This is a genomic window from Roseomonas sp. SRI_022 (assembly GCF_057586215.1).
Genome location: NZ_JBYCZL010000040.1, coordinates 23,704 through 40,125, shown reverse-complemented (window position 1 = coordinate 40,125; position 16,422 = coordinate 23,704). Strand labels below are relative to the sequence as shown.

At 68.8% G+C, this 16,422-nt stretch carries 16 protein-coding genes; 5 read left to right on the top strand and 11 right to left on the bottom strand.

Annotation, left to right across the window (positions count from 1 at the left end; all coding sequences use genetic code 11):
* From AC2YHJ_RS25885 to rimP, 4 genes are all read right to left on the bottom strand, one after another.
* A partial coding sequence (locus AC2YHJ_RS25885; RefSeq protein ID WP_487399074.1) for a translation initiation factor IF-2 associated domain-containing protein occupies positions 1–166 on the bottom strand: 166 nt, incomplete at its 3' end.
* A gap of 58 nt (positions 167–224) precedes the next feature.
* A complete protein-coding gene (locus AC2YHJ_RS25880) occupies positions 225–842 on the bottom strand; it encodes an RNA-binding protein (protein WP_487399072.1) in 618 nt (205 codons plus the stop codon).
* Complete coding sequence (gene nusA, locus AC2YHJ_RS25875) at positions 826–2,376, bottom strand: transcription termination factor NusA (RefSeq protein WP_487399071.1); 1,551 nt, start codon at positions 2,374–2,376, stop codon at positions 826–828. The genes AC2YHJ_RS25880 and nusA overlap by 17 nt, the downstream gene beginning before the upstream one ends.
* A gap of 12 nt (positions 2,377–2,388) precedes the next feature.
* Positions 2,389–2,916 (bottom strand): ribosome maturation factor RimP, encoded by a 528-nt coding sequence (gene rimP, locus AC2YHJ_RS25870; protein ID WP_487399070.1) that lies wholly within the window; start codon positions 2,914–2,916, stop codon positions 2,389–2,391.
* Between the two features lie 150 nt (positions 2,917–3,066).
* On the opposite strand from rimP, the gene AC2YHJ_RS25865 reads away from it, so the two are divergent.
* Positions 3,067–3,657, top strand: coding sequence for a YceI family protein (locus AC2YHJ_RS25865; RefSeq protein ID WP_487399069.1), 591 nt, complete (start codon positions 3,067–3,069; stop codon positions 3,655–3,657).
* Positions 3,638–4,186, top strand: a complete 549-nt coding sequence (locus AC2YHJ_RS25860) for a cytochrome b (RefSeq protein ID WP_487399068.1) — start codon at positions 3,638–3,640, stop codon at positions 4,184–4,186. Before AC2YHJ_RS25865 ends, AC2YHJ_RS25860 begins: the two co-directional genes overlap by 20 nt.
* A 38-nt stretch (positions 4,187–4,224) precedes the next feature.
* Here AC2YHJ_RS25860 and AC2YHJ_RS25855 read toward each other — a convergent pair whose 3' ends face one another.
* The 5 genes from AC2YHJ_RS25855 to dapB all read right to left on the bottom strand — a co-directional run bounded on the left by AC2YHJ_RS25855 (position 4,225) and on the right by dapB (position 9,725).
* The gene (locus AC2YHJ_RS25855) at positions 4,225–5,832 is read right to left on the bottom strand and encodes an ABC transporter substrate-binding protein (protein ID WP_487399067.1); all 1,608 of its coding nucleotides are present in this window, start codon (positions 5,830–5,832) and stop codon (positions 4,225–4,227) included.
* 276 nt (positions 5,833–6,108) lie between these two features.
* Positions 6,109–6,867 (bottom strand): SDR family NAD(P)-dependent oxidoreductase, encoded by a 759-nt coding sequence (locus AC2YHJ_RS25850; RefSeq protein ID WP_487399066.1) that lies wholly within the window; start codon positions 6,865–6,867, stop codon positions 6,109–6,111.
* Positions 6,858–7,598 (bottom strand): tRNA (guanine(46)-N(7))-methyltransferase TrmB, encoded by a 741-nt coding sequence (gene trmB, locus AC2YHJ_RS25845; RefSeq protein ID WP_487399065.1) that lies wholly within the window; start codon positions 7,596–7,598, stop codon positions 6,858–6,860. The genes AC2YHJ_RS25850 and trmB overlap by 10 nt, the downstream gene beginning before the upstream one ends.
* Positions 7,599–7,612: 14 nt before the next feature.
* Entirely contained in the window at positions 7,613–8,800 is a 1,188-nt protein-coding gene (gene metK / locus AC2YHJ_RS25840) for a methionine adenosyltransferase (RefSeq protein WP_487399064.1), read from the bottom strand.
* Positions 8,801–8,948: 148 nt separating this feature from the next.
* A complete protein-coding gene (gene dapB / locus AC2YHJ_RS25835) occupies positions 8,949–9,725 on the bottom strand; it encodes a 4-hydroxy-tetrahydrodipicolinate reductase (RefSeq protein ID WP_487399073.1) in 777 nt (258 codons plus the stop codon).
* A 186-nt stretch (positions 9,726–9,911) separates the two neighbouring features.
* Here dapB and AC2YHJ_RS25830 point away from each other — a divergent pair, with 186 nt between their 5' ends.
* Positions 9,912–10,298: a PRC-barrel domain-containing protein gene (locus AC2YHJ_RS25830; RefSeq protein ID WP_487399063.1), complete on the top strand. Its 387-nt coding sequence runs from the start codon at positions 9,912–9,914 to the stop codon at positions 10,296–10,298.
* A 96-nt stretch (positions 10,299–10,394) separates the two neighbouring features.
* Here AC2YHJ_RS25830 and dnaJ read toward each other — a convergent pair whose 3' ends face one another.
* Positions 10,395–11,549 carry a molecular chaperone DnaJ gene (gene dnaJ, locus AC2YHJ_RS25825; protein ID WP_487399062.1) on the bottom strand — a complete coding sequence of 385 codons (1,155 nt, stop codon included), beginning with the start codon at positions 11,547–11,549 and terminating at the stop codon, positions 10,395–10,397.
* A 300-nt stretch (positions 11,550–11,849) separates the two neighbouring features.
* Positions 11,850–13,775: a molecular chaperone DnaK gene (gene dnaK / locus AC2YHJ_RS25820; RefSeq protein ID WP_487399061.1), complete on the bottom strand. Its 1,926-nt coding sequence runs from the start codon at positions 13,773–13,775 to the stop codon at positions 11,850–11,852.
* Between the two features lie 283 nt (positions 13,776–14,058).
* Between dnaK and AC2YHJ_RS25815 the strand changes: the two genes are divergently transcribed.
* Together AC2YHJ_RS25815 and AC2YHJ_RS25810 are read left to right on the top strand one after the other, a co-directional pair.
* On the top strand, positions 14,059–14,706 hold the full coding sequence (locus AC2YHJ_RS25815) for a putative adhesin (RefSeq protein WP_487399060.1): 648 nt from the start codon (positions 14,059–14,061) through the stop codon (positions 14,704–14,706).
* A gap of 237 nt (positions 14,707–14,943) precedes the next feature.
* On the top strand, positions 14,944–16,323 hold the full coding sequence (locus AC2YHJ_RS25810; protein ID WP_487399059.1) for a flavin monoamine oxidase family protein: 1,380 nt from the start codon (positions 14,944–14,946) through the stop codon (positions 16,321–16,323).
* Positions 16,324–16,422: the final 99 nt, after the last annotated feature.

Genomic DNA, 16,422 nt, shown 5'->3' with positions numbered 1-16,422 from the left:
GCGCCACGCGCTTCTTCACCACCTCGACCTGCACGGTCTTGCTGCGGCCATGGCTGAAGGATTGCCGCACGCTGCCGGCATCCACCGTCTTGCCAAGTTCGAGGCGTCCGCCGGGCCGAAGGCTCAGCCTGCTCTTGCCCGCGTCCTGCTCGTTCTGGTCGCTCATCCGCCGATCCGAACCCGATCCAACAAAAATTCCAAAGTCGCCACGATCGTCGCGACCCTTACGCCTGGTCCGGCGAAGCACTGGCAAAGCCTGCCAGCCTCTCCGCCTCGATCCGGATGGCATCCGCCAACCGGCCCGGCGCAACCACGACATGCACGGCGTGGTCACGCCCGAAGACAACACCCAACTCCGCCGCGGTCAGCGGCGCGACAACCGGAAGGTCCCGGCCGCCGAAGCGCGCGCGTTCCGCGACGCTGCCGTCCTTGGCCTGGACCAGCAATCCGGCGCGCCCGGCCTGAAGCCATTCCCGCCCGGCCTGCCAGCCCGAAACGGCCTGTCCCGCCCGCCGGGCCAAGCCCAGAAGGTCGCGGACGCGACCGCGAAGACCGTCCTCGATCCGCGCGCGAAGGTCGGAGGGAAGCGTCACCTGCCCACGCGCGGCCCGCATGAAGGCCCCGCGGCTCAGGGCGGTTTCTAGCACATCGCCCCGCGCGCTCAACCACATTCCCCGGCCCGGCAGCTTGCCGGCGATATCCGGGACGATTTCACGCGCAGGACCCAGCACGAAGCGGAGCATCCGCTCCTTCGGCTGGACCTCGCGCGTCATGATGCAGCGGCGGAGCGGGCCGGTTTCCGGCTCCTCCTCCGGCGCGGCGGCGTCAATCGTTGCCGTCACCCGCGCCAGCATCCTCTTCCTCACCAAGCCAACCGGCCCGGCGGCGCGCTTCCATGACGATGGCGTTCGCCGTTTCCTCGTCCAGCACCTCGGTGCCCAGGATCTCGATCAGCTCGTCGCCGGCGAGATCGGCCAGGTCTTCGAGGCCCTTCACGCCCTTCTCGCCCAGCGAGACCATCATCGCCGGGGAGAAGCCGCCGATCTCCGCCAGCACGTCGTCCACGCCAAGCTCGCGACGCTTCTCGTCGAACTCGCCGTCGCGCTTCTCGATATAGGCCTGGCCGCGACGCTTGAGTTCCGTGGCGACGCTCTCGTCGAAGCCCTCGATGCCGGCCAGCTCCTCATCCTCGACCGTGACGATGTCCTCGATGGTCGAGAAGCCTTCCTGCACCAGCAGTCCGGCGATGACGTCGTCCACGTCCAGCGCCTCGACGAACAGGCCGGTGCGCTTGCGGAATTCCTCCTGCCGACGCTCGGATTCCTCGGCCTCGGTCAGGATGTCGATATCGTAGCGGGTGAGCTGCGATGCAAGACGCACGTTCTGGCCGCGGCGGCCGATGGCGAGCGACAGCTGGTCGTCGGGGACGACGACCTCGCAGCGCTTGCCGTCCTCATCCAGCACGACCTTGGACACCTCGGCTGGGGCCAGCGCGTTCACGATGAAGGTCGCGAAATCGGGCGACCAGGGGATGATGTCGATCTTCTCGCCCTGGAGTTCCGCCACCACCGCCTGCACGCGCGACCCGCGCATGCCGACGCAGGCGCCGACCGGGTCGATGGAGCTGTCGCGCGAGATGACGGCCATCTTGGCGCGGCTGCCCGGATCACGCGCCACCGCCTTGATCTCGATGATGCCGTCGTAGATCTCGGGCACTTCCTGCGCGAACAGCTTCGCGAGGAAGCCCGGATGCGTGCGGGAAAGGAAGATCTGCGGCCCGCGCGGCTCCTCGCGCACGTCGTAGATATAGGCGCGGACGCGATCGCCGTTGCGGAACGCCTCGCGCGGGATCGTCTCGTCGCGGCGCAGCAGCGCCTCGGCGCGGCCGAGATCGACCATCAGGTTCCCGTATTCGGTCCGCTTGACGATGCCGTTGATGATCTCGCCGACGCGGTCCTTGTATTCGTTGAACTGCTTGCCGCGCTCGACCTCGCGCACGCGCTGGACGATCACCTGCTTGGCGGTCTGCGCGGCGATGCGGCCGAAATCGATCGGCGGCAGCGGATCGACGATGAACTCGCCCACCGCGATGCCCGGCTTGATCTTCAGCGCGATGCGATGGGGGATCTGCGTCGCCTCGTTCTCGACGGGCTCGGCTTCCACCACCTCGGTCCACCGGGACAGGCGGACCTCGCCGGTCTTGCGGTCGATGACGGCGCGAATGTCCTTCTCGTGCCCGTACTTGGCGCGGCCGGCCTTCTGGATGGCCTGCTCCATCGCCTCGAGGACCTCGTCGCGCTCGATCATCTTCTCGCGCGCGACGGCGTCTGCGACCTGCAGCAGTTCGGGACGGGCGATGGCGATATCGATGGCCATGGAGCCTCTCTCCTAGTTCTCAGTCTTGGGCGCCGCGGTCGCGGCAATCAGTTCGTCGGTCAGGACCAGCTTCGCGCGGCGGATGTTGCTCCGCGGGAAGGCGATTTCAGTGCCGTCATCCAGGCGCAGCCGCGCCACATCCGCGTCGGCGCCAAGCGCGATGCCGCGGAAGCGCTTGCGACCATCCTGCGGGATGGCGAGTTCCAGCGTCGCGACATGGCCCGCGAAGCGGTTCCAGTCCTTGGCACGGGTCAGCGGCCGGTCGATGCCGGCCGAGGACACTTCGAGGTTCCACTCGCTCTTGATCGGGTCCGCGACGTCGAGCACCGCGCCGATGGCATGGCTGATCGCCTCGCAATCCTCGACCGTGAAGAGCGCGCCGTCGGCCCGGTCAGCCATGACCTGCACCGTCGGCGTTTCCTTGCCGGACACCTGCACGCGCACGAGCTCATAGCCCAGGTGACCGAGCGTCGGCAGGATGGCGTCGGCGATGCGGGCTTCGAGCCCTTCATGCCGCGGAAGGTCGTCAGTCTCGTTCAAGCAACAAAAAAGGCGGCCCCTTGCAAGGCCACCCCCCGTCGATCCGGATGGAATGTCTGGTCGGGTTATGGCGCTTCGGTGAAGACTATGCAAGCCGCCTTGCAGCCGGGCGCGCCCGCGCAACATTCCCCCTCCGGGAGGGTTCGAACCATGGCACAGCCTCTGCCGATCAGCCGGCGCGCCCTGACGGGCGGGCTCACCGCCCTGGCTGCCCGGCCGGCATTCGGCGCCGCGCGCAGCCGCTACGTCTTCGATCAGCATCGTGGCCGGCTGGAATTCACCGCGCGGCATCTCGGCGTACTGACCTCGACCGGCCGGTTCGAGGATTTTTCCGCCGTACTGCAGATCGACCCTGACCAGCCCCTGACCACCGCGGTGGCCGTCACCGTCCGCACCGCGGCGGTCACGCTGGCCTATCCGGGGGCGGTGGAGATGTTGCGCTCGCCCGATTTCTTCGATGTGGAGCGATACCCGGAGGCGCATTTCACCGGCGCCGCCACCGGGCAGGGCAGCCTCGACCGCTTCGCCCTGGCCGGGGACCTCACCATCCGCGGCATCACCCGGCCCTATGCGATGCAGGCGCGGCTGCTCGGGCGGCGGCGCGACGCGACGCTCGGGGCCGATGTTGCCGATTTCTCGGCCACCGGGCCCATGAAGCGTTCGGATTTCGGCATGACGGCCGAGACCACGGCGATCTCCGACACCATCGGCCTGTCGGTTCGTGTCAGCCTCATCGTCTGACGCCTGGAGCCCTGCGCAGCGCCGGCTGCACTGGGTGGTGGCCTGCCTGGTCGTCGCCGCCTTCGCCATCGGCATCACCATGGTCGCGCTTCCGCTGACGCAACTGCTGGCCAAGATCCTCGCCTACCAGGCGCACAAGACGATCGGGCTGCTCGTGCCGCCGCTGGTGCTGTGGCGTCTGGTGCTGCGCGCCCGTCGTGGTCGTCCGCCAGAGGACCCTGGCATCGCTGCCTGGCAGCAGCGCGCCGCCAGCATCGGCCATGCGGCGCTCTATGCGTTGCTGCTGGTCGTGCCGGTGCTCGGCTACCTGTCCGCCAGCGCTGCGCCGGGGCAGATCGAGACGACGCTGTTCCTCCTGATCCCGGTGCCGCATGTGCTCGACCCGGATGAAGCGACATTCAAAGCGCTGCGGACCCTGCACCAGATCCTGGCGTGGTCGCTCGTCATCCTCGCGACCGGCCACGCGGCGGCGGCCCTGCACCATCACTGGCAGGGGCGCAGGGTGCTGGCGCGGATGCTGGGGCGGTAGGGATATCCGCGGAAAGGGGCCTTGTCTCTCTCGGGACCTCACCCCACCCGGATCGGCGTCAGGTCCTGGTACCAGGACTGCGCCTGGGTGAAGTTCGACAGCCGCCGCGACAGGCCGCGCGGGTTCACATCGTGCACCACCCAGATCCACATCGCTTGGTCCACCAGATGCCCGTGCAGCTCCGCCAGGATCGCGTCCTGCGCCGCCGGGTCGAAAGTCTGGCGCGCCCGCAGGCCAAGCTCATCGGCGCGAGCGTCGGAGAACTCGCCCCAGTTGAAGCCCGACCCGCCGCGCACCTTGCTGATTGCCGGACCGAGCAGCCCGATATCCGGGTCCCAGAAGGCCCAGGAATTGTTGACCGCGTGCAGGCCTCGGTTCTCGGGGGCGGCGGCACCGGCGCGGCGGCGGCCGCGCAGGGCCTCCCAATCCATCACTTCGAATTCCAACTCTATGCCGACATCGCGGTAGTTCTGCTGGAGCAGCTCGTTCATCGGCAGCGGCTGCATCTGGCCGGACCCGGAGGGCGCGATGATGAACTTCGTCTTCACCGGGTTCCGCGGGCCGAAGCCGGCCTCGGCCAGCAGCCGGCGAGCGCGGGCGGGGTCGTAGGACAGGTCGACGGTCGGCCGCCCGAACCAGGGATGGCCCTCATTCACCTGGCCCTTCGCTGGCAGGGCGAGGCCACCGAGCAGCCCGACCATCGCCGCCCGGTCGATCGCCATGTTCGCCGCCTGGCGCACCCGCACATCCCGGAACGGGCTGTCCGGCAGAAAGGACAGCTGATGACACCAGATATGCGGATAGGCATTGGTGACGACGCTGTGCCCGGCGGCGCGCAGTCGCGCGGCGGCGTCGGGCGGCGGCGCCTCGATGAAATCTACCTGGTTGGACAACAGGGCAGAAACCCGGGTCAGCGCATCAGGGATTGGCAGCAGCACCAGCCTTTCGTGCTGCGGGCGGCGCGTGGGGTCCCAGTATTCGCCGTTGCGCACGGCCTCCAGCCGCTGCCGCGGTACGAAGCGGTCGCCAATATAGGGGCCGGTGCCGGACGGACGTTCGGCGAAGCGGTCCCAATTGCTGCCGACCTCGGCATAGCGCGCGGGCGAGGAATAGAAGATGTTCGCCATGTTGTAGGGAAAGACGGCGTCGGGCGTCTTCGTCTCGATCTCGATGGTGCGGGCATTCTTCACCCGCCAGCCGGCGATGTTGCTGACATAGAGCCCGGCCTGCGCGGCCTGTTGCCGGTCGAAATGCGGTGCATCACGGTCGAGCAGCTTGGCGAGGTTCCACGCCACCGCATTCGCCTCGAAGCTGCTGCCGTCGTGGAAGCGCACGCCCGCGCGCAGGTCGAAGGTCCAGGTCTTCTTCGTGCTGTCATCCACCGACCAGCGCTCGGCGAGGCCAGGCTTCAGTGCGGCGGCGCGGTCGGATCGCGACAGGTCCCAGGCGACCAGCGGATCGTACAGCGTGATGCCGAGGAAGCGGTTGCCCTCCGCGCCCTGGTTGGGCTGGCCGGTCGTCAGCGGGATGTCGCCCGCGGTCATACCGACGCGCAGAGTGCCGGACGGGGCGGGCTGGGCGGATGCCGGGGCAATGGGGGCGGCAGCGAGCGCGGCGGCGCCCGCGAGAAGGTCACGACGATGCAAGGCGGGGTTCTCCGCTGCGTGAGGCCGTGTGCATCCCTGGCGTGGTGTTGCCGCGCAGGATGGCGGGGCGCAGCAGGAGGCGCAAGCGGGCGAGCGTGCCATTGGAGGGGCTTTGCCCCTCCAAACCACCCCACCAAAGGGCAGTGCCCTTTGGAATGCCGTCTTTTGGTGTCGCGCAGCGCGACCGTCGTGCCCGGCGCCAAGGATCGGCATTCCAAAGGCCCCTCGGCCTTTGGCGGGGAGAGGCGCGGAGAGGGGCAGCGCCCCTCTCTGCCGTCAGGGCGGCAGGCGCAGCGCCGAATCGAAGCGTATCGTCGTGCCGTTCAGCAGCGGATTGGCGCAGATGGCCAGCACCAGCGCGGCGAACTCCTCCGGCTTGCCAAGCCGCGCGGGAAACGGCGGCAGGGCGCGGATCGCCGCCTGTGCGGCATCCGGCAGGCCGGCGAGCATCGGCGTCTCGAACAGGCCCGGCGCGATGGTCACGACGCGGATGCCGGACTTCGCCAGTTCACGTGCCGCCGGCAGCGTCAGGCCCACCACGCCCGCCTTCGACGCGGCATAGGCGCATTGCCCGACCTGCCCATCCTCAGCGGCGATGGAGGCGGTGTTGACGATGACCCCGCGCTCGCCATCCGGCGTGGTCGGGTCGAGCGGCTGCATGCGCTGCGCGGCCAGGCGCAGCACGTTGAAGGTGCCGATCAGGTTGACGCGGATGGTGCGCTCGAACAGCGCCAGGTCGTGCGGGCCGTTGCGTCCCACCACACGCGCGGCCGGCGCGATGCCGGCGCAATTCACCGCTAGGCGCAGCGGACCAAGGCCGGAAGCGGCTTCGAGGGCGGTCGCGACGTCGGCCTCACTCGCCACATCGCCGGCGATGGGCGTCGCACCGCAGCGGGACGCCAGCGCGGCAAGGCCCTCGGCATTCAGATCCATCGCCACGACGCCGGCGCCGGCGGCGGCGAGCGCCTCGGCCGTTGCCGCGCCGAGGCCCGAGCCCGCACCCGTCACCAGCGCGGCGGCACCCGTCAATTGCATGGCGCATCACTCCTGACGAAGGTCCAGTAGCGCGGCACGCGGCCTTCACGGATCGCCTTCGCTTCGTAGCGCGTCGGATGCCAATCCGCCGGGCGGGTACCGATGGCGCAATCGCGTAGGGCGAAGAAGGGCTGGTCGGCGAAGCTCTCCTCGACCCAGGCCTGATAGGTCGGGTCGTCGCTGGCGATGCGCCATTCCGCCCCTTCGCGCAACACCCGCGCGACCAGCGGCAGCATGGCCGGATGCACGAAGCGGCGCTTGGCGTGGCGCGCCTTCGGCCAGGGATCAGGGAACATCAGATACAGGCGACCGAGCACCGCATCCGGCAGCAACGCGACCAGGTGTCGCGCATCCTCGGGCCACAGGCGCAGCCGTTCGGGCACCGGCGCGCTGGCCTCGGCCCCTTCGGGCACGATGCGTGTCAGCAGGGAACACAGCCCGTTCTCGAAGACCTCGGAGGCGATCAGGCCGATCTGCGGATTGGCCTCGGCGAGGGCGAGTGCGTGCTCACCGCCGCCGAAGCCGATCTCGAGCCAGAGATCGGCGCCGGGCAGGATGGCGCGCGGATGCGCCGCCTCCGCCGCGGTCAGCCGAAAGCGCGGCAGGGCGAGGTCAAGCAGCCTCTCCTGCCGCGGCCGCAAGGGATGGCCGCGACGGCGGCCATAGAGCCGGTCGGGAATGCCCTCCGGCGTCAGGGAGGGCGCGCGATGCGGCGGGTCATCCCGCCGCATGTCACCCTCGGGGCTCACCGGCCGAAGGCGCGCTTCAGTTCGTCGGCGAGGTCGGTCTTCTCCCAGGTGAAGGTCCCGAGCTCCGCATCCGGCGTGCGGCCGAAATGGCCATAGGCCGAGGTCGGCACATAGATCGGCCGGTTCATGTGCAGATGCTCGCGGATGCCTCGCGGGGACAGGTTCACCAGCCCGTCCACGACTTTGGCGAGCTTCACCTCGTCGACGTCGCGCCCCGTGCCGTGCAGGTCGAAATAGACCGACAGCGGCTTCGACACGCCGATCGCATAGGAGACCTGGATGGTGCACTTGTCCGCCAGGCCCGCCGCGACGACGTTCTTCGCGACGTAGCGCGCGGCGTAGGCCGCCGAGCGGTCCACCTTCGTCGGATCCTTGCCGGAGAACGCACCGCCGCCATGCGGGGCCGCGCCACCATAGGTATCGACGATGATCTTGCGCCCGGTCAGGCCGCAATCGCCGTCCGGGCCGCCGATGACGAACTGGCCGGTCGGGTTCACGTAGAACTCGGCATCCGGGCACATCCAGCCAGCGGGCAGGCTGGAGGACACGATCGGGTGCAGCAGGCGCTTGATCTCGGCCTGCTCCATGCCCTCGACATGCTGGGTGGAAACGACGACCGAGGTCGCGCCGACCGGCTTGCCGTCCACATACTTCAGCGTGACCTGGGACTTGGCATCAGGCAGCAGGCCCTTCACCGCGACGTCGTCGGCGCGGCGCATCTCGCTGATGCGGCGCAGGATCAGGTGCGCGTAGTACAGCGGCGCGGGCATCAGTTCGGGCGTCTCGGTGCAGGCGTAGCCGAACATGATGCCCTGGTCACCGGCGCCTTCGTCCTTGTTGCCGGCGGCATCGACGCCCTGCGCGATGTGCGCGGACTGGGCGTGCAGGTGGCAGGCGATCTCGGCGTTCTGCCAGTGGAAGCCGTCCTGCTCATACCCGATGTCGTGGATGGCGAGGCGCGCCAGGTGCATCAGGTATTCCGGCGTCACGCTGCCGGGGCCGCGCACTTCGCCGGCGAGGACGACGCGGTTGGTCGTCACCAGCGTCTCGCAGGCAACCCGCGAATAGGGGTCGGCGGTCAGGAAGGCGTCCAGCACCGTGTCCGAAATGCGGTCGGCCACTTTGTCGGGATGGCCTTCGGAAACGGATTCAGACGTGAAAAGATATTCGCCGGTATCGCGCATGGCTTGGTTCGGCCTCTTGTCGCGGGGGTATCGCCGGCGGGAAGCCCCGGCGGGCTGGGCCCGGGGCATCCGGGATGGTCGCGTATCGCAAGGGGGTGTGGCCGGGTCAAGGCAGCCAGATCACCGAATCCCGCGCCCAGCCGCGCGTTCAGGTCATGCCGAGCACATCCCGCATGCTATACAGCCCCGGCGCCCTGCCCGCCGCCCACAGCGCCGCCCGCACCGCCCCGGTCGCATAGACGCGCCGGTCGAAGGATTTGTGCGTCAGGCTGATATGTTCCGATGCCGCGGCGAACAGCAGCGTGTGTTCGCCCACCACCTGGCCGCCGCGCAGCGCGGCAAAGCCGATGGTTCCGGTGCCGCGCGCCCCGGTATGCCCATCCCGACCGCTTTCCTTGCCAGCGGCTTCCAGCGTCGTGCCGCGGCCGGCCGCCACCGCGCGGCCCAGCGCGATGGCGGTGCCCGACGGCGCGTCCACCTTCTGCCGGTGATGCATCTCGACGATCTCGGCATCGTACTGCGCCGGCGGAAGTGCTGCGGCCATGCGCTCGGCGATGGCGAGGAACAGGTTCACTCCCGGCGCGAAATTGGCGGCGTAGACGATGGGCGTGCGCTGCGCCGCCTCGGCCACCGCGGCCTCGTCCGTGGCGGACAGGCCGGAAGAACCGAGGATGAGTGGCGTGCCGGTCTCGGCGGCCGCCAGCGCATGGGCGCGCGCCGCATGGGCATGGGTGAAGTCGATCACCACGTCGGAGACCGCGCACAGGGCGACGACGTCCGTCACCACCGGCAGGCCCGGCGGCAGCTTATCGAGCGACGCACCCGGGCGCAGCGTCCCACCTGCCAGGGAGGCGCCGGCCGCGACGGTTTCCTCGGCGAGAAGGCGGCCCATGCGGCCGGCGATGCCGGCGATGCCGATGCGGATGGTCAAGGCGTGTTCCTTTCGTCTCGCGCCGGTACCGGGCGACGTTCCGGCGGATCATCGCGCCGGCGGCGAGGACCGCAAGGGGTGAGCGCCTCGCGCCATTGTCATGGGTCGTTGCAGCGCGCGCGACAACCCGCCCCGCCCGCGGACGTTACTCCGGATAGCAACGACAGCAGGAGAATGCGCATGGCCCACGTCAACCCACGCACCGACGCTCGCCCCACCAAGAAGGACCTGACGGCACCGACCACCGGGCACCTGATTGCCGGCGGCAAGGTCGCGGGCACCGAGGTGTATTCCCTGGAAGACGAACACATCGGCCGCATCGAGGACGTGATGCTGGATAAGCCCACGGGGCGCGTTGTCTACGCGGTGCTGTCCTTCGGCGGCTTCATGGGACTTGGCTCGAAGCACTACCCGCTGCCGTGGGACATGCTGCGCTACGATACGAGGCTCAGCGGCTATGTCGTGAAACTGAACAAGGCGCGGCTGGAACGCGCGCCGGTCGCCGAACAAGGCTGGGCCGAGCGGCGGCGCGTCGTGGACGATTACTGGGCGATGCCGTCGGCATAGGACTGCGGAGAGGCTCGCCTCTCCCAGGCCACCCCACCAATGCCACGCCCAAGGTCGGTGGGGTTCGGGGAGGGCCATGCCCTCCCCGATCGGCGTTCACCGCCCTAGTCCGTCCCAGAATTCCTTCACCTTGGCGAAGAAACCCTCGCTCTCCGGGCTGGTCTTCGCACCGGACACGGCCTCGGATTCGAATTCCTCCAGCAATTCGCGCTGGCGCGACGTCAGGTTCTGCGGCGTCTCGACGCTGACCTGCACATACATGTCGCCGCGCGCCGCCGACCGCAGCACCGAGAAGCCCTTGCCGCGCAGCCGGAACTGGTCGCCGGTCTGGCTGCCGGCCGGGATCGTCACGCGCGCGCGGCCGCCGTCGATGCTCGGCACCTCGACGTGTCCGCCCAACGCCGCCTGGGTCATGCGCAGCGGCACGCGGATGAAGATGTTGGCCCCGTCCCGCTGGAAGATCGGGTGCGGCTTCACCGCGATATCGACATAGAGGTCGCCCGAAGGCGCCCCGCGCAGCCCCGCCTCACCCTCGCCCGCCAGGCGAATGCGCGTGCCGTCCTCCACCCCGGGCGGGATGGTGACGTTCAGCGTGCGTTCACGCTGAACGCGCCCTGCACCGTGGCAGATCTTGCAGGGATTCTTGATGGTGCGCCCGGACCCGCCGCAGGTCGGGCAGGTGCGCTCGATCAGGAAGAAGCCCTGCTGCGCGCGCACCTTGCCCTGGCCGTTGCAGGTGCCGCAGGTCTGCACGCCGGATGTCGCGCCATCCTCCGCCCCCGAACCCTTGCAGGCCTCGCAGGAAACCGAGGTCGGGATGCGGATATTGGTCTTGGTGCCGGCGAAGGCGTCCTCGAGCGTGATCTCGACCTGCGTGCGCAGGTCCGCGCCACGGCCCGTCGCGGCACCACGACCGCCGCGGCCGCCGCCGAAGCGGCCGAACATCTCCTCGAAGATGTCCTCGAAGCCGCCGCCGAAGGGGCTGCCTCCGAAACCACCGCCACCGCCCGGTCCGCCCTGCTCGAAGGCGGCATGGCCGAAGCGGTCATAGGCCGCGCGCTTCTCGCCATCCTTCAGCACGTCATAGGCTTCGTTCAATTCCTTGAACTTCACCTCTGCCTGCTTGTCCCCCTGGTTGCGGTCAGGGTGGAACTTCATCGCGAGCTTGCGATAGGCCTTCTTCAGCGAATCCTCATCCGCATCGCGGCCGACGCCGAGGACCTCGTAGTAGTCACGCTTAGTGGTGGACATTCTGCTTGCCCTCAAACGGCGGGCGCCGGACGCTTTTCATGCCCTCAGACGCCGGGCGCGCCGCATCAGCGGCGCTTGGCTTCGCGCAGGCAGGACGCGTCGGGCGCCGATGCCGGTCGCGCGCGGTCGCGCTTCGCGCTCCGGGATCGCGGAAGGCCGCGATCCGCAAGTCGCGCCGGCCTCGCCTGATCGATGCTGTTGGCTGTGGACGCGCCCTGGTCATCCGGTGGTCCCAAAAGGTGCGCCGCCCGGTCCTCGGCGGAACCGGGCGGCGCGATTCACGGCGACGCTATCCGCCCGTCAGGACGGCTTGCGCTTGTTCGGGTCGACTTCCTCGAACTCGGCGTCCACGACCTTGTCATTGCCGCCGCTGCCCGAGGCCCCACCAGGGGCCGCGCCGCCCTCGGCCGGCTTCTCCTCGGCCTGGGCCTTGTACAGCGCCTCGCCCATCTTCATCGCGGCCTGGCCCAGGCGCTCGTTCGCGCGGGTCATCGCCTCGGCGTCCTGGCGCTCCATCGCAGACTTCGCCTCGGCGACGGCGGCCTCCACATCGGCCTTCTCGGCCGGCGGGACCTTGTCGCCGCTCTCGCGCAGGGTGCGCTCGGTCTGGTGCACTAGGGCTTCGAGCTGGTTGCGCGCCTCGACCTGCTCGCGGCGCTTCTTGTCCGCCTCGGCATTCGCCTCGGCGTCCTTCACCATCCGCTCGATATCGGCGTCCGACAGGCCGGACTTGGCCTGGATGCGGATCTGCTGCTCCTTGCCGGTGGCCTTGTCCTTCGCGCTGACGGACACGATGCCGTTCGCGTCGATGTCGAAGGTCACTTCCACCTGCGGCACGCCGCGCGGGGCCGGCGGGATACCCGTCAGGTCGAAGGTGCCGAGCTGCTTGTTGTCGGCCGCCATCTCCCGCTCACCCTGGTAGACCTTGATGGTCACCGCGGTCTGGTTGTCGTCGGCCGTGGAGAAGACCTGCGACTTCTTGGTCGGGATGGTGGTGTTGCGGTCGATCAGGCGGGTGAACACGCCGCCCAGCGTCTCGATGCCGAGGCTCAGCGGGGTCACGTCGAGCAGCAGCACGTCCTTGACGTCGCCCTTGAGCACGCCGCCCTGGATCGCAGCACCAATGGCCACGACCTCGTCCGGGTTGACGTTGCGGGCGGGCTCCTTGCCGAAGAAGGACTTCACCACCTCGATGACCTTGGGCATGCGGGTCATGCCGCCGACCAGGATCACCTCGTCGATCTCGCCGGCCGTCAGCCCGGCATCCTTCAGCGCCTGCTTGCAGGGGTCGAGCGTCTTGGCGATCAGGTCGTCCACCAGCGCTTCGAGCTTCGCGCGCGTCAGCTTCATCACCAGGTGCTTCGGCCCGGAGGCGTCGGCGGTGATGAAGGGCAGGTTGACCTCGGTCTCCTTGGCGGAGGACAGCTCGATCTTCGCCTTCTCGGCCGCTTCCTTCAGGCGCTGCAGGGCGAGCTTGTCGCCGCGCAGGTCGATGCCCTGCTCCTTGCGGAACTCGTCGGCCAGGTAGTCGATGACGCGCTGGTCGAAGTCCTCGCCACCGAGGAAGGTGTCGCCGTTGGTGGACTTCACCTCGAAGACGCCGTCGCCGATCTCGAGGATCGACACGTCGAAGGTGCCGCCGCCGAGGTCATAGACCGCGATGGTGCCGCCCTTCTTCTGGTCCATGCCGTAGGCAAGCGCCGCTGCCGTCGGCTCGTTGATGATGCGCAGGACTTCAAGGCCGGCGATCGCGCCGGCTTCCTTGGTCGCCTGCCGCTGGGCGTCGTTGAAGTAGGCGGGAACCGTGATGACGGCCTGGGAGACGCTCTCGCCGAGATAGGCCTCGGCCGTCTCCTTCATCTTGGTCAGCACCATCGCGCTGACCTGCTGCGGTGCGTAGGACTGGCCGTCCACTTCCACCCAGGCATCGCCATTGGCGGCCTTGGTGATCTTGAAGGGCGCGAGGCCGATGTCCTTCTGCACCATCGGGTCGTCGAAGCGGCGGCCGATCAGGCGCTTCACCGCATAGAGCGTGCCCGTGGGATTGGTGACCGCCTGGCGCTTGGCGGACTGGCCGACCAGGCGCTCGCCATTTTTGGCGAAGGCGACCATGGAGGGGGTGGTGCGGGCACCCTCGGCGTTCTCGATGACCCGGACGTCCTTGCCTTCCATGATGGCGACGCACGAGTTGGTGGTGCCGAGGTCGATGCCGATGACCTTGCTCATCCGATACTCTCCTCTGCGGCAGGCAGGGACGGCCCGAGACGTGGCGCCGTGCCCGCCCCCTGTGCTGAACCGGCGGCGCATTGCCGCCGCGGATGGGGTGGTTGGGGTTCCCCGCGCGGGGCGGGGCGTCGTGACGGATCGGATGTATTGATTGGCGAGGCGGCGGACAAGTCCCGCCGCAATGCCCTGCGGCAATTGTCGCCCTGCCCCCACGGCGCATCTGGACCCGTGCCTGGGCATGCGCATAGGATTCCGACCCGCGGGGGCATCGGAGACATCATCCATGAGTGCGGGACAGTACTTCGCCAATTGGCTCGACCACGCGTTGTCGACCAACCGCAAGTCGAGCATGAAGTTCGGCGAGGGTGCCTGGGTCGTCAAGCTGTCGGAACACTACATCATCGGCAACACCAAGACGGCGACCGAATGCTGGATCAGCGGCCACGGCGGATCCGATTCCGGTGACTATCTGATCGACAATGAGACATTCGCCGTCCCGAGCGGGTGCTCCGTGCAGTTCTTTCAGCCGCATGGCTATTGCCTGATCTACCGGACCAACAACCTGCGGACCGGCAAGCCGATCGTTGACAACCAGCACAACGACACCGCCTTCGGGCCGGGCGAGAGGTGCACCAACTACATCCTCAACAAGTTCGAGGGGCGGCATAACCAGGCCCCGGAGGACGCGAAGGCCGAGCGCGGCTACACCTACGAAGCCCTCCAGTCGATCTGCGACGAGGGCAAGGTGGTCGTCGTCACGATCCGGAACCGCTGGTACAGCTCCCACGTGACGCTGCAAGAAACCATCAAGGCGGTCCGCAAGGTCGCGCCCAGTATCACCAAGTTCAATTGCCTCTTCTGCCGCGTGGATGACGACTACGAGGACGATGATCCCGCCTGGAACGCGGGCTCCGGCCAGTGGGTCGACTAGCGCAGACTGCCTTCGCATGCGCCCACCTCGCATGCGTTACCCTGTTGTTTTGCGGGCATTTTCACGCGTTCGGATGATCCCATCCGAACGCGATCCGCTCCGACACCCCGTTTCCGAGGCGGCCCGGGCCGGTGCGGGGTCTGGCCGTGATCTGCTCCAGAGCACAGACGGAGGGCGCCGGGGCTCCCAGGCTCCGGTCTGGTCCGGTATCGTTCCGGACAGACCGGGATGCCTTCCATGACCTTCCAGCCGATCCTGGGCCGGCGCGGCCTTCTGGCCCTGCTCGCCGCCTCGCCCGCGCTGCCGGGCGCCGCACGGGCCCAGCCGCCGGCGCGGCCGCTCCATGTCATCGTCATCGGCGCCGGACTTTCGGGCCTCGGCTGCGCCCGCGCGCTGGCCGATGCCGGGCACCGTGTCACCGTGCTCGAAGCCCGTACGCGCACCGGCGGCCGCCTGCACACGGTGACCTTCCGCGGCCAGCGGCTCGACCTCGGCGGCGCCTGGATCCATGGGCCGGAGGGCAATCCGCTGACGCCGCTCGCCGATGCCGCGGGCGTCCGGCGCATGCCGACCTATGACGCGCGCAGCATCATGTTCGACGCCGATGGCCGCCCGCTCACCGAGGCGGAAACCGGTGCCATCTTCGACACCGTCGGCCGCCTGATCGCCCATGACAGCCCCTATGCCTGGCGCGGCGCGCGGGACGTATCGCTGGCCGAGGCGGTGCCGGTGCTGGACCCGACCCGGCAAGCGACACCCTATGACCGGCGCGTCGCGGCCTGGCTGTCCTCCTACGTCGCCGGCTATGCCGGCGGCGATGCGGCGGAGGTCTCCGCGCAAGGCTGGTTCGGCGGGGAGGGCGAGATCCCCGAGGAGAACCACCTCCTCGCCCAAGGCTACAACGCCATCACCGACCTGCTGGGACAGGGGCTCGACATCCAGCTCCGCCAGGTGGTGCGGGAGGTGCGGCTGACCGGATCCGGCGTCGTCGTCGCCACGGCGGAGCAGGCGTATTTCACCGATCGCGTGGTGGTGACGCTGCCGCTCGGCGTGCTGAAGCGCGGCGATGTCGGCTTCGACCCACCGCTGCCGGCGGGGCATCTCGGCGCCATCGCGCGGATCGGGAACGGGCTGCTCAACAAGATCATCCTCGCCTTCAACCGCCCCTTCTGGCCGGCCGAGACGCATTACCTGCGCAGCCTGTCCGCCACGCGCGACAATGCGGCACCGGAGATCGTGTCGCTGCAACCGCATCTGAACCTGCCCGTGCTGGTGGCGTTGGTCGGCGGGTCGGCGGCGCAACGGATCGAGATGCTGCCGGACGCAGCGCAGGTGGACCTGGTGATGCAGGCGCTGCGGCGGATGTACGGGCACGCCGTGCCGAACCCGGTCGAGACGCGCGTCACCCGCTGGTCGCGCGACGTCTTCGCGCGCGGGTCCTATTCCTTCCTGCCGGTGGGCGCGTCGCTGGATGACCATGCCGCGCTGTCGCGGCCGGTGGCCGAGCGGATCTTCTTCGCGGGAGAAGCGGCGACCACAGAGGCGCCGTCCTACGCCCACGGCGCGCTTCTGGGCGGGCGAAGGGCCGCGCGGGAGGTGATGTTGACCGCCCAATGATCACGATATCGTGATAGATTCATAAATCTTACGCCTTCTGCGGCCGCAACAAAATTGCATACAGTTATGCGCTCCGCATGGTCCTGTGCGGCCTTCACC

What these genes read in the sequence shown, in the direction of transcription:
- nusA (WP_487399071.1), bottom strand. Translation starts at nt 2,376, where the DNA reads ATGGCCATCGATATCGCCATCGCCCGTCCCGAACTGCTGCAGGTCGCA.
- AC2YHJ_RS25865 (WP_487399069.1), top strand. Translation starts at nt 3,067, where the DNA reads ATGGCACAGCCTCTGCCGATCAGCCGGCGCGCCCTGACGGGCGGGCTC.
- AC2YHJ_RS25850 (WP_487399066.1), bottom strand. Translation starts at nt 6,867, where the DNA reads ATGCAATTGACGGGTGCCGCCGCGCTGGTGACGGGTGCGGGCTCGGGC.
- trmB (WP_487399065.1), bottom strand. Translation starts at nt 7,598, where the DNA reads ATGCGGCGGGATGACCCGCCGCATCGCGCGCCCTCCCTGACGCCGGAG.
- metK (WP_487399064.1), bottom strand. Translation starts at nt 8,800, where the DNA reads ATGCGCGATACCGGCGAATATCTTTTCACGTCTGAATCCGTTTCCGAA.
- AC2YHJ_RS25830 (WP_487399063.1), top strand. Translation starts at nt 9,912, where the DNA reads ATGGCCCACGTCAACCCACGCACCGACGCTCGCCCCACCAAGAAGGAC.
- dnaJ (WP_487399062.1), bottom strand. Translation starts at nt 11,549, where the DNA reads ATGTCCACCACTAAGCGTGACTACTACGAGGTCCTCGGCGTCGGCCGC.
- dnaK (WP_487399061.1), bottom strand. Translation starts at nt 13,775, where the DNA reads ATGAGCAAGGTCATCGGCATCGACCTCGGCACCACCAACTCGTGCGTC.
- AC2YHJ_RS25815 (WP_487399060.1), top strand. Translation starts at nt 14,059, where the DNA reads ATGAGTGCGGGACAGTACTTCGCCAATTGGCTCGACCACGCGTTGTCG.
- AC2YHJ_RS25810 (WP_487399059.1), top strand. Translation starts at nt 14,944, where the DNA reads ATGACCTTCCAGCCGATCCTGGGCCGGCGCGGCCTTCTGGCCCTGCTC.